The following is a 13,455-nucleotide window of genomic DNA, read 5'->3' on the forward strand; positions in this document are numbered from 1 at the left end:
CCGCACGCGGTCCGCGGCGCCCTTACGCCCGCGCCGACGCGATCGCGCAGGTTTTTCATCTGCGACGACGACCGGCGACACGATTTCAGCGCAAAACCCGTCCTTTCCCGCCGATTTCAGCGACCCGGCGCACGATTACGATTCATTTCGTAAGGAATCAGGCGTAGCTTCCCATAGGGCACGACTTGTCCGCCCTCCTGAACGCTCGTATAAAGCGGCGGAAGTTGACGTTTACGCAAACGTCACGTCGTGCGTATGGGAAAACGCTCCGGGAGGAATACATGCCGACCTACAGTGCGCCCGTCGAGGACACGCTCTTCCTGCTCAGGGACGTCCTCGGCTTCGATCGCTACAGCGATCTGCCGGGTTTCGCCGATGCCAGCCCCGATGTCGTCGAGGCGATCCTGCGCGAGGGTGCGAAATTCTGCGAAGAGGTGGTGCAGCCGCTGAACCAGGGCGGCGACCGGGAGGGCTGCACGCGCCATGACGACGGCCGGGTAACGACGCCAACGGGCTTCAAGGCCGCCTACGAGGCCTTCTGCCAGGGCGGCTGGGGCGGCCTGTCGGCCGATCCCGACCACGGCGGCCAGGGCCTGCCGCACACGCTGGCGACGATCTTCAACGAATACGTGTCCTCCGCCAACATGGCCTTCGCCATGTACCCCGGCCTGACCGCCGGCGCCGTCGCCGCCCTGACCCTGCACGGCACGGATGCGCTGAAGGCGAAGTATCTGCCCAACATGATCGCCGGCACCTGGACCGGCACCATGAACCTGACCGAGCCCCACTGCGGCACGGACCTCGGCCTGATCCGCACCAGGGCGGTGTCGCAGGCTGACGGCAGCTATCGGATCACAGGCACGAAGATCTTCATCTCCGCCGGCGACCACGACCTGTCGGAGAACATCATCCACCTGGTGCTGGCCCGCATCGAGGGTGCGCCGGAGGGAACCAAGGGCATCTCCCTGTTCGTCGTGCCGAAGCGGCTGGTCGGCGACGACGGCTCGCTCGGCGCCGCCAACGGCGTTTCCTGCGGCTCCATCGAGCACAAGATGGGCATCCACGGCAACGCAACCTGCGTGATGAACTACGACGGCGCGACCGGATGGCTGGTCGGCGAGGAGAACAAGGGCCTGCGCGCCATGTTCACCATGATGAACGAAGCGCGTCTCGGCGTTGCCGTGCAGGGCCTCGCGCAGTCGGAAGTCGCCTACCAGAACGCCGTCGCCTATGCCCGCGATCGCCTGCAGGGCCGCGCCCTCAGCGGGCCGAAGGCGCCGGACAAGGCGGCCGATCCGATCATCGTGCATCCCGACATCCGCCGCATCCTGATGCAGATCCGCGCCTTCAACGAGGCGGCGCGCGCCCTGGTGCTGTGGACCGCGCTGCACGGCGACGTCGCCCGCCGCTCGGACGACGCCAAGACGCGCGCGCAGGCCGAGGACATGATGGGTCTGATGACCCCGGTGCTGAAGGGCGTGCTGACCGACACCGGCTTCGCCAACGCGGTCAACGCCCAGCAGGTGTTCGGCGGCCACGGCTACATCGCCGAATGGGGCATGGAACAGTTCGTCCGAGACGCCCGCATCGCCATGATCTACGAGGGCGCCAACGGCATCCAGGCGCTCGACCTCGTCGGCCGCAAGCTGCCAGCCAACGGCGGGCGCGCGGTGATGACCTTCTTCAACGAGGTCGGCGGTTTCCTGCAGGAAAACGGCTCGGACGAGGCGCTCGCCGCCTTCACCGGCCCGCTGAAGACCGGCCTCGAGCATCTCCAGCAGGCGACCATGTGGTTCATGAACAACGCGCTCGCCAAGCCCGACAACGCCGGCGCAGGCTCGACCGACTACATGCACCTGTTCGGCCTCGTCGGCCTCGGCTTCATGTGGGCGAAGATCGCCCGGACCGTCACCGACCGGCTCGCAGCCGGCACCGGCGATCAGGAGGACTGGCTCAAGGCGAAGCTGACCGTCGGCACCTATTTCATGGAACGCTTGATGCCGGAGACTGCGGCCCATCTCGCCCGCATCTCGTCCGGCGCCGACACCATGATGGCCCTGCCTGCGGACGCCTTCTAGGGCCGACCGCTTCGGGCGGCCCCCGGCCGCCCGGTCGCAGGCGTCGGACAATCTGATAACAACGGGAGTGAAAAGCACAATGTCGGTACTGGATGTCGCGGCTCCGGCCTGGCTCGACGAGGATTGCAGCCTGCTCGACGACGCCTTCGCGCGCTTCCTCGCACAGGAGGTCGCGCCGGACTACGAAAGCTATGTCGAGAACGGCAAGGTGACGCCGGAGCTGTGGCGCAAGACCGGCGAGGCCGGCTTCCTGTGCCCGGCGGTGCCGGAGGAATACGGCGGCGCCGGCGGCAGCTTCGCCCACGACTCGGTGATCATCCACCGTCTGGGCGTCGACGGCTTCGACCATTTCGGCATCGCGCTGCATTCGGCCATCGTCGCGCCCTACATCCAGCACTACGGATCGCAGGAGCAGAAGCAGCGCTGGCTGCCCGGCCTCGTCGCCGGCACCTCGATCGGCGCCATCGCCATGACCGAGCCGGGCGCGGGCTCCGACCTGCAGGGCATCAAGACCACCGCCCGCAAGGACGGCAACCACTACGTCATCAACGGCAGCAAGACCTTCATCACCAACGGCCAGCTCGCCAACCTGATCATCGTCGTCGCCAAGACCGATCCGTCGCTCGGCGCCAAGGGCGTGTCGCTGCTGGTCGTGGAGACCGACAAGGTCGAGGGCTTCCGGCGCGGCCGCAACCTCGACAAGATCGGCCTGAAGGGCAACGACACCTCTGAACTGTTCTTCGAGGACGTACGCGTGCCGGCCGACGCCCTGCTCGGCGCCGAGGAAGGCCGCGGCTTCTACCAGCTCATGGAACAGCTGCCGCAGGAGCGCCTGCTGGTCGCCTGCCAGGCCATGGCCGCGATCGAGCGCGCGCTCACGGTTACCCTCGACTACGTCAAGGAGCGCAAGGCCTTCGGCAAGGCGATCCTCGATTTCCAGAACACCCAGTTCAAGCTCGCCGAACTCAAGACCGAGGCGACCATCGGCCGGGTGTTCGTCAACGACTGCATCGCCCGCCACATCGCCGGCGGCCTCGACAGCGTCACCGCCTCCATGGCCAAGTACTGGACCACCGACCTGCAGTGCAAGGTGATGGACGAGTGCCTGCAGCTGCACGGCGGCTACGGCTACATGAACGAATACCCGATCGCGCGCCTTTACGCCGACGCCCGCGTCCAGCGCATCTACGCCGGCACCAACGAGATCATGAAGGTGCTGATCGCGCGCAGCCTGTGACCCTGAACGGAGGACGATCCATGGCCGAATACGCCCTACACTGCTTCGCCCAGTCCGGCAACGCCTACAAGCCGGCGCTGATGCTGGAACTGTCCGGCGCGGACTGGGAGGCGAAGTGGGTGGACTTCTTCAACGGCGCCTCGCGCTCACCGGAGTTCCGCGAAAGCCTCAACGAGATGGGCGAGGTGCCGGTGCTCGAGCACGGCGGCAAGCTGCTGACCCAGTCCGGCGTGATCCTCGACTACCTGGCCGAGAAGCTCGACAGCTTCGGCTGGCGGGACGACGACGAGCGCCGCGAGATCCTGCGCTGGATCCTGTTCGACAACCACAAGCTGACCAGCTACACGGCGACGCTGCGCTTCCTGCGCCAGTTCGCCAGGACCGGCGAGACGCCCGTGACGGCCTTCTTCGAGGCCCGCGCAAAGTCCGCCTACGGGGTGCTCGACCGGCATCTCGACGGCCGGCGCTTCGTCGTCGGCGACCGGCCGACGATCGCCGACCTGTCGCTGTGCGGCTACCTGTTCTGGCCGGACGAGATCGGCATCGACTTTTCCCCCTACGCCAACATCGCCCGCTGGCTGGACGCGATCCGCTCGCTGCCGCGCTGGCAGGCGCCCTACGACCTGATGCCCGGCCATCCGTTGCCCAAGAAGGCCTGACGGACCCCGCCCAAGGAGGACACAATGCCCGAAGCCTATGTCTACGATCACGTGCGCACCCCGCGCGGCCGGGGCAAGAAGGACGGCGCCCTGCACGAGGTGCCGGCCGTCCGGCTGGCCGCCGGCGTGCTGGAGGCGATCCGCGACCGCAACGAACTGGACACCGCGGCGATCGACGACGTCATCCTCGGCTGCGTCGATCCGATCGGCGAAGCCGGCGGCGACATCGCCCGCGCCGCCGTGTTTGCCGCCGGCTACGCCACCTCGGTGCCCGGCATGCAGATCAACCGCTTCTGCGCCTCGGGCCTGGACGCGGTCAACACCGCCGCGGCCCAGGTCATGGCCGGCCAGCATCGGATGGTGGTCGCCGGCGGCGTGGAAAGCATGAGCCGCATCGGCATCGGCGCCTCCGGCGGCGCCTGGCCGGTCGACCCCCAGGTCGCCCTGCCGTCCTACTTCATGCCCCAGGGCGTGTCCGCCGATCTCATCGCCACCAAATACGGCTTCTCCCGCGACGACGTCGACGCCTATGCGGTCGAAAGCCAGAAGCGCGCCGCACGGTCCTGGAAAGAGGGTCGCTTCGCGAAGTCCGTGGTGCCGGTCAGGGACATCAACGGCGTCACCATCCTCGACCGCGACGAGCACATGCGTCCCGAGACCGACATGCAGTCGCTCGCCGGCCTCAATCCGTCGTTCGAGCTGATGGGCGCGATGGGCGGCTTCGACGCCGTCGCTATCCAGGCTCACCCGGAAGTCGAGCGCGTCCGCCACGTCCATCATGCCGGCAATTCCTCGGGGATCGTCGACGGTGCCGCCGCCGTGCTGATCGGCTCGCGCAAGGCCGGCAAGTCGGCCGGCCTCAAGCCGCGCGCGCGCATCAAGGCCTTCGCCAACATCGGCTCGGAGCCCGCGCTGATGCTGACCGGTCCGGTCGACGTCACCGACAAGCTGCTGAAGCGCGCCGGCATGACGCTGAAGGACATCGACCTCTACGAGATCAACGAGGCCTTCGCCTCGGTGGTGCTGCGCTACCGCCAGGCCTTCGACCTCGACCCGGACGTGGTCAACGTCAACGGCGGCGCTATCGCACTCGGCCACCCGCTCGGCGCCACCGGGGCGATGATCCTCGGAACCGTGCTCGACGAACTGGAGCGCCGCGACCTCAACACCGCCCTGGTCACCCTGTGCATCGGCGCCGGCATGGGCACGGCGACGATCATCGAACGCGTGTGACCCAGGCCAGGAGGAAGACCCGATGACCTACAAGAATTTCACCCTGGAAACCGATGCCGACGGCATCGCCCTGATCACCTGGGACATGCCGGGCAAGTCGATGAACGTCATCGACATGAGCGTCATGGACGAGCTCGACGCGCTGGTCGACGCCGTCGTCGCCGATGCGGCGATCAAGGGCGCCGTGATCACCTCCGGCAAGCCGGCCTTCACCGGCGGCGCCGACCTGACCATGCTGGGGGGCCTGCTCAAGGGCTACCACAAGGACAGGACGAAGGATCCGGAGGGCGCGGCGCGGGCCCTGCTCGACGGCTCGCGCCGGCTGTCGCTGATCTACCGCAAGCTTGAGACCTGCGGAAAGCCGTTCGTCGCCGCGATCAACGGCACCTGTATGGGCGGCGGCACCGAGTTGGCGCTGGCCTGCCACGCGCGCGTCGGCGTCGAGGACGACAGCTTCAAGATGGGCCTGCCGGAAGTGAAGGTCGGCCTGTTCCCGGGTGCCGGCGGCACACAGCGCGTCATGCGCATGACCGACGGCCAGGCCGGCATGCAGTTCCTGCTGCAGGGCCAGACCCTGCGCGCTGCCAAGGCCAAGGCGATGAAGCTCATCGACGAGACCGCGCCGGCGAAGAAGCTGGTCGACACGGCCAAGAAGCTCATCAAGACCGGCGTCGATCCGGTCAAGCCTTGGGACAAGAAGGGCTTCAAGCTGCCGAACGGGCCGATCTATTCACCCGCCGGCTTCCAATTCTGGCCGGCGGCCAACGCCATCTACCGGCGCGAGACCTGTGACAACTATCCGGGCGCGCGCTACCTGCTGCAGTCGGTCTACGAGGGGCTGCAGCTGCCGATGGACCTGGCGCTGCAGGTCGAGAGCCGCTACTTCGCCCACGTGCTGCAGACGCCGGAAGCGGCCGCGATGATCCGCTCTCTGTTCGTCTCCATGCAGGAGTTGAACAAGCTCGCGCGCCGGCCGGCGGACCAGCGGCCCAACAAGATCCGGAAGATCGGCATCCTCGGTGCCGGCTTCATGGGTGCCGGCATCGCCTATGTCACCGCCCAGGCCGGCATCAACGTGGTGCTGATCGACCGCGACCAGGAGGCTGCCGACAAGGGCAAGGCCCATTCCGACCAGTTGATGGCCAAGGCAATCCAGCGCGGCCGGGCGACCGAGGCCGAGAAGGAGAAGCTGCTGGCCAGGATCGACGCCACCGCCGACTACGACCGGCTCGCCGACTGCGACCTGGTCATCGAGGCGGTGTTCGAGGACCGCGAGGTCAAGCGCGTGGTCACCGAAAAGGCCGAGGCGGTCATGAAGCCGCGCGCCATCTACGCGTCCAACACCTCGACGCTGCCGATCACCTCGCTGGCGGAAGCCTCGAAGCGGCCGAAGAACTTCATCGGCATCCATTTCTTCTCGCCGGTCGACAAGATGATGCTGGTCGAGGTGATCGTGGGCAGGAAGACCTCCGACCGCGCGCTGGCCATGGCGCTCGACTATATCAAGGCGATCCGCAAGACGCCGATCGTCGTCAACGACAGCCGGGGCTTCTACACCTCGCGCGTGGTCATGACCTACATCCGCGAGGGGCTGATGATGCTCGCCGACGGCGTGCCGGCGGCGATGATCGAGAACGCCGGCAAGATGGCCGGCATGCCGGTCGGCCCGCTGTCGCTCGGCGACGAGGTGGCGTTGGACCTTGCCTGGAAGATCGTCTCGGCAACCCGCAAGGATCTCGGCGTTGCCTACGTCGAAGGCCCGCTCGACAACATCCTGGAAGAGATGGTGGTCAAGCGCGAGCGCTTCGGCCGCAAGAACGGCAAAGGCTTCTACGACTACGCCGGGCGCGACAAGGCGCTCTGGCCGGGCATCGTCGAGGTGGTCGGCAAACCCAAGCCGGCGGATGCCTTCAACGTCGAGGAGATCAAGCAGCGACTGCTCGTGATGCAGGCGCTGGAAACCGCCCGCATCTTCGAGGAGAACTGCCTGACCGACGTGCGCGAGGCGGATGTCGGCTCGATCCTCGGCTTCGGCTTCGCCCCCTACACCGGCGGCACGCTCAGCTACATCGATCGCATGGGCACCGCCGCTTTCGTCGACCTGTGCCGGAAATTCACCAGGAAATGGGGACCGCGCTTCAAGCCGAACCGACTGCTGCGCGAGATGGCCAAGGCGAACGAAAGCTTCTACGGCCGCTTCCCGCCGGCCGGAGAGGTCAAGGCGCGCGACGCGGCCTGACGTCCGCTGGCTGACGTTCGCGGCCTGACGTCCGCTGGCGACTCGGCTTTGCGCTGGGTCGCCAGCGACGCGCAGGTTTTGATCTTTCCCGACATTTCGTTGATATTTTTCGCGCCGACGCCTAGCCTACGCAAGGGAAGATCATGACGGGCGGTTAGGGAGATGGCTGTCGGACGCGAGAATGGCCGTGTCGCAGCAGCGCCCCTCGGGGCGCTGGAGGCGCGGGCGCGCCTGTACTGCCTGGACTGGCCCCGGATCGCCGAGCGGTTCGGCTTCGACCCCGAGGTGGCGCGGCAGCACGAGGCGACGATATCGGCCATGCAGCTGGCCGCCGTCCTCGAACATGTCGCGGAGCTGACCGGCAACGATGCCCATATCATCGACGAGATGAGCCAGCTCGGGGTCGGCTCCTTCTCGATCCTCGACTACGTGTCCGCCTGCGCCCCGACCATCCGCGCCGGTCTCCAGAACTGGGTCCGCTTCCACGCCGTGTTCGCCAGGGGCATCGACATCGAGTTCCGCGTGGGCGCCGGGACCGGCGTCCTGGAATATGCCTCCCTCGCCCCTCTGGGCACGCATGTCCAGCTGTCCTACGGCATCGCGGCCTCGGTTTCGGCGCGTCTTTTCGCCTGGTCCGAGCGGCTGCGGGACGCCATCCGGGTCGAGGTCGATGCGCCGGCACCCCAGCATGCCTGTGCCTTCCTCGCCCGCCACGGCCACCTGTTCAGCTTCGGCCACGACCGCATCCGGATCGTCATCCCTGAAGCCGTCCTCGACGACGTTCCGGTAGCTGCCGAGGAAAACCTCTACCGGATCGTGGAAACCGCGGCGCTCGCCAAACTCGCCGACCTGCAGCGGGAAGAAAGCCCGCTCGCCCGGATCACGGAAAGCATCAACCAGCACCTGAAGGCCGGCACCCTGTCGGTCGGCAGCGTTGCCGGCGACCTCAACATGTCGGAGCGGACGCTGCAGCGGCTGCTCCAGGACGAGGGCACGACCTTCCGCAAGCTCACCGAGGACACCCGCCGGTCGCTCGCCGAGCGCTATCTCAAGGAAACGCGGCTGCCGATCAAGGAGATCACCTATCTGCTCGGCTTTTCGGAAGTCAGCGTGTTTTCGCGTGCCGCCAAGAGCTGGTTCGGGCTTTCCCCCAAGCGGATCAGACAGGGCGGATAGGCCGGCGGGAAGCAATGCGGGGCCGGACCGGGCATGACCCCGCTCCGGCCCCTCAAAGTGTGCCACGCCCGCCCGGCAACCTGGGAGGGAAGCCGCCTGGCGGCGTCTGCGGCACCGCTTTCGCATCTGCCGGAGGCGGCGGTTCGCCCCGGAGCAAAGGTCCTGCCGCTTGTCCCGCCCCGCACCGTCCGGCCCTGCCGGTCCTTCCTGTCTCCGTTCCCCCGACCCGTTGCTGCCGTCTTTGCGGGCGATGGGGCCACGCGGCATTGAACGCTGGGGAACCGGAACGGCAACCGGCGCCCGGCCTCGGCCGGGACCTTGACGGGCGGAGGCCGCCAGCCCCGGTGCCGCGAGGCACTGCCGGCAGGCGATTCGGCCAGACCCTTGATCTCTGGATATCGTCAAAGCTCCCGCGTGTAATTGGCAGGCCATCGGGAAAAATTCACCGATAGCGCCAAACTTCGGCCGGACCTGCGCCCCCCTTCCACTCGCAGCGGATGGCGGCACCCGTCTCAGGTGCCGGCGCGCAGCCGCGCCAGGATCTCCTCGGCAATATCCTGGCGCACCTTGCCGAGCGCCTTCAGTTCGTCGGCAACGCGGTCGATCTCGTCGCCGACGGCGCCGACCATCAGGGCGACGTTCTGGGCGTGCAGCGCCATGTGGCCCTTCTGGATGCCGGTGGTCGCCAGCGCGCGCAGGGCGCCGAAGTTCTGCGCCAGGCCGACGGACACGATGATCCGCGCCAGCTCGTCGGCGGTCCGGACGCCGAGGATCTTCAGGTTGGCCTGCGCGGTCGGATGGATCTTGGTGGCGCCGCCGACCAGGCCGACCGCCATCGGCATCTCCAGGATGCCGACCAGATTGCCGTCCGCATCCGCCTCCCAGCGGCTCATCGAGCGGTACCAGCCGTCCCTGGCCGCATAGGCATGCGCGCCGGCCTCGATGGCGCGGGTGTCGTTTCCGGTGGCGAGCACGACCGCGCTGACGCCGTTCATGATGCCCTTGTTGTGGGTGGCGGCCCGATAGGGATCGGCGTCGGCGAAATGATAGGCCGACAGCATGTTGTCGCGCACCTGCGCGCCGCCGATCTCCTCGACCGGCCAGACGGCGCGCACGCGCGCGACGCGGCGGTCGGCGAGATTGGTCAGGATGCGCAGCAGGCTGCGCGCGCCGGTCCACTGCTCCAGCCTGGGCGCCAGCGCTTCAGCCATGCTGTTGACCGCGTTGGCGCCCATGGCGTCGCGCGTGTCGACGATGATGTGGACGATCGTCATCGGCCCCTCGGCGCTGTCGACGACGCGCACGTCGAGATCGCGGAAGCCGCCGCCGACCTTGAGCAACAGGGGATCCGTCTCGTCGCACACCGCCTTGATGGCGTCGAAGCGCTCCAGCACCTTCAGGCGCACGTTCTCCGGGTCGCTGGCGCCGAGCAACTGGATCTGGGCGGCCATGACCGGTCCGCTGGTCGACGTCCGGAAGCCGCCGGTGGAACGGCAGCGCTTAGCGGAATTGCACACGGCGGCGATCACCGAGGATTCCTCCGTCGCCATCGGCACCAGCACCTCGCGGCCGTCGACGATCATGTTGGTCGCCACGCCGAGCGGAATGGCCATGCTGGCGATGGCATTCTCGACCAGGCGGTCAGCGAGGTCGATCTGTCCGCCGGCGGCCGCCGCCAGACTGTCGACCGCATCGCGGTCCAGACCCGCCTGACGCGCTACGGCCTGCAGCCGCGCGTCCGGCGTCATCTTGTGGAGTCCCTCGATACGGGACGATTTCACATCGCTCATCGGATGTCCTGCTGGTTAGTTGATCATGGACTTGGGCAGCCAGAGCACGAGCCCCGGGAACAGGGCGCACAGCAGGATGCCGAGCGCCTGAAGGAGGAGGAACGGCACGATCGCCTTGTAGACCGTGCCCATGCCGATCCCCGCCGGCAGCACGCCCTTCATGTAGAACAGCGTGTAGCCGAAGGGCGGGGAGATGTAGGCCATCTGCGCCGACACCAGGAACAGGATGCCGAACCACAGACGGTCGAACCCGAGGAAGTCGATCACCGGCAGGAACACCGGAACGCAGAGCAGGATGATCCCCATTTCGTCCAGGAACATGCCGAGGAAGAACAGGATCGCCAGCATCACGACCAGGATCGCCCAGCGGTTGGCGTCGAGGGTCTGGATGAACGACAGCAGGAAGTCGGCACCGCCCGTGCCGGTGAAGATGGCGACGAAGGCGCGGGCGCCGATGGTGATCCACAGGATCATGGTGGTCACCTTGACCACGTCCAGGGCGACGCCGGAGACGAGCTCCCAGCCGAACCGGCGCTCCAGCACCGCCGAAAGGAATGCCAGGGCGACGCCGACGGCGGCCGCCTCGGTCGGCGTCGCGACGCCCCTGTAGATGGTGCCGAGCACGCCGACGATGATCGCCAGCGGCAGCACCAGCGAGCGGAGCGAGGCGATCCGCGCCGCCCAGGACACCTCGACGTCGTCCTCCGGGCGCGGCGCGACGGAGGGATCGAGGGCGGCGCGCAGGACGATGTAGCCGATGTAGAGGCCGGCCAACAGCAGGCCCGGCACCACGCCGGCAATGAACATCTGGCCGATGGAGGCCTGCGCGGTGACCGCATAGACGATGGTGATGACCGACGGCGGGATGAGGATGCCGAGGGTTCCGCCGGCACAGATGGTGCCGATCGCCAGCCCCGGGTCGTACCGGCGCTTCAGCATCGAGGGCAGCGCCAGCATGCCCATGGCGGCGACCGCGGCCCCGACGATGCCCGTCATCGCCGCGATGATGGTGCAGATCGCAATCGTCCCGACCGCCAGGCCGCCCGGCAGGCGCCGCGACCAGAGCTCCATCGCGTTGTACAGGCTCTCGATGACCCCGGACCGCTGCAGCGTGCTGGCCATCATGACGTAGAGCGGGATCGCCAACAGCGATTCCGACAGCATGGTGGAATAGAGATTGAGCACCGTGACCGACAGCGCCGCCGGTCCCCACAGGGTCACCGTGAACACCAGCGCCAGGGCGCCGAGCGTGAAGGCCAGCGGCACGCCCGTCAGCAGCAAGCCGACGAGGCTCGCGAACATGACGACGAGGACGAACTGGGAACTCATGCGGTCACCCCGGCATCCTTCCGCGGCGCCAGGACGGCCAGGACGGCCTCGACCAGCGCCTGGGCACACAGCATGGCGAAGGCGAAGGGCACGACGAACTTCAGCCACCAGATCGGCGGGTTCCAGGCGGAAAAGGTGGTTTCGGCCATGCCGTAGGAATTCATCGCCAGCGGCCAGCTGACGACGGCCAACACCGCCGCGAAGACGGCGATCACCGCCTGCGTGAAGATCTCGGAGACCAGCCGCGGCACGCCCTTCAGCTTCTCGCTGAAGATGTCGACCGCGACGTGTCCCTTCAGGTGAAGCAGGTAGGGACCGGCGAGCATGAAATGCGGCCCGAACACCAGCGTGCTCGCCTCCATCGCCCAGACGGTCGGAGCATTGAAGGCATAGCGGGCGACGACCTCGTAGAGCAGCATCGGCACGACCGCGAAGATCGTCGCCGCCGCGAAGAGGAACAGCCCGCGATTGACACGGGTGATGAGGGCGCAGATCGGGCCGCAGATCGATTTCATGGGGCTGCCGTGCACTGTTGGATCGTCGCGCGACCGGCAGGCGACACCTTGCGGACGCCGCCTGCCGGTCGGAAGGAAGCTGATCTTACAGCAGGCCGAGGGAGGTCATGAAATCGACCTGCCCCTTCAGCACCCGGGTCGCCAGCTCGTCGCCCTTGGTGGCCTTTTCCCAGGACTCCACGGCCTTCGCCCGGGCGGCCGCGATGTCGGCCGCGTCGAGCCGGACGACCTCCACGCCCTGGTCCTTGTATTTCGTCAAGACTTCCATGTCCTGGACCAGGATGTGCTGGCGCAGCGACCCGGAAATCTCCCGTGCGGCGACGGCCAGCGCCGCCTTGAAGCCGTCGGGAAGCTTCTGATAGGCCGCCTGGTTGGCGACGTAGCTGGTCGCGGTCGTCGGCTGGTGGACGCCCGGTAGGATGATGAACTTGGCGACCTCGCCGAGACCTGCCTCGTAGTTCGCCGTCAGGTCGCCGCGGTCGGCGAAGTCGATCAGGCCCTTTTCCAGCGCCGTGTAGACTTCGGCAGTCGCCAGCGGCGACACCGCGACGCCGAGATCGGCCATCACCGCCGATGCCAGGCCGACGAAACGGCCCTTCTTGCCCGCCATGTCGGCGATGCTCTCGATCTTCACCGTGGAGTGCATCGGCTCCTCGCCGTAGACGGTCGGCGCGATGTAGAACAGGCCGCCCTTGGCATAAGCTTCGCGGGCGAGGTCCAGGCCGCCCAGCTCGTAGAACCAGGCTTCATACTGGTCTGACTGCGGGAAGCCGAACGGGATCGTCGAGGTGAAGGCGAAGGCTGGGATCTTGCCGGCCTCGTAGCCGTCGAAGGTCTTCATCATCTCGAAGGCGCCCGACCGCACCGCGTCGAAGGCCTGGTTCGCCGGCACGATCTGTCCGGCGGAGTAGAGCGTGATCTTGAACCGGCCTTCGGTCAATTCGCCGACCCGTTCCACGAATTTCTTCTCGAACTCGAAGGGCGTCGTGCCTGCGTCCCAAAGGGCCTGCATACGCCATTCCACGGCCTCCTGCGCCCTGGCAACCGTTGGCGCCGCCAGAGCGACCCCGCCGAACACCGAACCGGCCAGAAGACCACGCCTGCTTATTTCCGTCATGACATCCTCCCAGGAGAAATCAGAGTCTTATTGTTCGATAGTCGAAACTGTCATAAAAACGGCTGGGACAATCAAGGGACGG

At 67.2% G+C, this 13,455-nt stretch carries 10 protein-coding genes; 6 read left to right on the forward strand and 4 right to left on the reverse strand.

Features of this window, described 5'->3' with window-relative positions; all coding sequences use genetic code 11:
* Positions 1-281 precede the first annotated feature (281 nt).
* From SL003B_RS16355 to SL003B_RS16380, 6 genes are all read left to right on the forward strand, one after another.
* Positions 282-2,078 carry an acyl-CoA dehydrogenase C-terminal domain-containing protein gene (locus SL003B_RS16355; protein WP_013653972.1) on the forward strand — a complete coding sequence of 599 codons (1,797 nt, stop codon included), beginning with the start codon at positions 282-284 and terminating at the stop codon, positions 2,076-2,078.
* Between the two features lie 79 nt (positions 2,079-2,157).
* The gene (locus tag SL003B_RS16360; RefSeq protein ID WP_013653973.1) at positions 2,158-3,315 is read left to right on the forward strand and encodes an acyl-CoA dehydrogenase family protein; all 1,158 of its coding nucleotides are present in this window, start codon (positions 2,158-2,160) and stop codon (positions 3,313-3,315) included.
* Between the two features lie 20 nt (positions 3,316-3,335).
* Complete coding sequence (locus tag SL003B_RS16365; protein WP_013653974.1) at positions 3,336-3,974, forward strand: glutathione S-transferase family protein; 639 nt, start codon at positions 3,336-3,338, stop codon at positions 3,972-3,974.
* Between the two features lie 24 nt (positions 3,975-3,998).
* Positions 3,999-5,207, forward strand: a complete 1,209-nt coding sequence (locus tag SL003B_RS16370; RefSeq protein WP_013653975.1) for an acetyl-CoA C-acetyltransferase — start codon at positions 3,999-4,001, stop codon at positions 5,205-5,207.
* 22 nt (positions 5,208-5,229) lie between these two features.
* Positions 5,230-7,446, forward strand: a complete 2,217-nt coding sequence (locus SL003B_RS16375) for a 3-hydroxyacyl-CoA dehydrogenase NAD-binding domain-containing protein (protein ID WP_013653976.1) — start codon at positions 5,230-5,232, stop codon at positions 7,444-7,446.
* 162 nt (positions 7,447-7,608) lie between these two features.
* A complete protein-coding gene (locus SL003B_RS16380; RefSeq protein WP_013653977.1) occupies positions 7,609-8,622 on the forward strand; it encodes a helix-turn-helix transcriptional regulator in 1,014 nt (337 codons plus the stop codon).
* 512 nt (positions 8,623-9,134) lie between these two features.
* On the opposite strand, the gene SL003B_RS16385 is transcribed toward SL003B_RS16380, so the two are convergent.
* From SL003B_RS16385 to dctP, 4 genes are all read right to left on the reverse strand, one after another.
* Positions 9,135-10,412: a hydroxymethylglutaryl-CoA reductase, degradative gene (locus SL003B_RS16385; RefSeq protein ID WP_013653978.1), complete on the reverse strand. Its 1,278-nt coding sequence runs from the start codon at positions 10,410-10,412 to the stop codon at positions 9,135-9,137.
* Positions 10,413-10,427: 15 nt separating this feature from the next.
* Positions 10,428-11,741: a TRAP transporter large permease gene (locus SL003B_RS16390; RefSeq protein ID WP_013653979.1), complete on the reverse strand. Its 1,314-nt coding sequence runs from the start codon at positions 11,739-11,741 to the stop codon at positions 10,428-10,430.
* The gene (locus SL003B_RS16395; RefSeq protein WP_041375595.1) at positions 11,738-12,256 is read right to left on the reverse strand and encodes a TRAP transporter small permease subunit; all 519 of its coding nucleotides are present in this window, start codon (positions 12,254-12,256) and stop codon (positions 11,738-11,740) included. The genes SL003B_RS16390 and SL003B_RS16395 overlap by 4 nt, the downstream gene beginning before the upstream one ends.
* A gap of 85 nt (positions 12,257-12,341) precedes the next feature.
* Positions 12,342-13,373, reverse strand: coding sequence for a TRAP transporter substrate-binding protein DctP (dctP, locus tag SL003B_RS16400; protein WP_013653981.1), 1,032 nt, complete (start codon positions 13,371-13,373; stop codon positions 12,342-12,344).
* Positions 13,374-13,455 lie beyond the last annotated feature (82 nt).

Source organism: Polymorphum gilvum SL003B-26A1 (assembly GCF_000192745.1).
GTDB classification, from domain to species: domain Bacteria; phylum Pseudomonadota; class Alphaproteobacteria; order Rhizobiales; family Stappiaceae; genus Polymorphum; species Polymorphum gilvum.

Bases quoted from the DNA above. Each gene is read 5' to 3' on its own strand.
- SL003B_RS16355 (WP_013653972.1), top strand. From the start codon at position 282: ATGCCGACCTACAGTGCGCCCGTCGAGGACACGCTCTTCCTGCTCAGG.
- SL003B_RS16360 (WP_013653973.1), top strand. From the start codon at position 2,158: ATGTCGGTACTGGATGTCGCGGCTCCGGCCTGGCTCGACGAGGATTGC.
- SL003B_RS16365 (WP_013653974.1), top strand. From the start codon at position 3,336: ATGGCCGAATACGCCCTACACTGCTTCGCCCAGTCCGGCAACGCCTAC.
- SL003B_RS16370 (WP_013653975.1), top strand. From the start codon at position 3,999: ATGCCCGAAGCCTATGTCTACGATCACGTGCGCACCCCGCGCGGCCGG.
- SL003B_RS16375 (WP_013653976.1), top strand. From the start codon at position 5,230: ATGACCTACAAGAATTTCACCCTGGAAACCGATGCCGACGGCATCGCC.
- SL003B_RS16380 (WP_013653977.1), top strand. From the start codon at position 7,609: ATGGCTGTCGGACGCGAGAATGGCCGTGTCGCAGCAGCGCCCCTCGGG.
- SL003B_RS16385 (WP_013653978.1), bottom strand. From the start codon at position 10,412: ATGAGCGATGTGAAATCGTCCCGTATCGAGGGACTCCACAAGATGACG.
- SL003B_RS16390 (WP_013653979.1), bottom strand. From the start codon at position 11,741: ATGAGTTCCCAGTTCGTCCTCGTCGTCATGTTCGCGAGCCTCGTCGGC.
- SL003B_RS16395 (WP_041375595.1), bottom strand. From the start codon at position 12,256: ATGAAATCGATCTGCGGCCCGATCTGCGCCCTCATCACCCGTGTCAAT.
- dctP (WP_013653981.1), bottom strand. From the start codon at position 13,373: ATGACGGAAATAAGCAGGCGTGGTCTTCTGGCCGGTTCGGTGTTCGGC.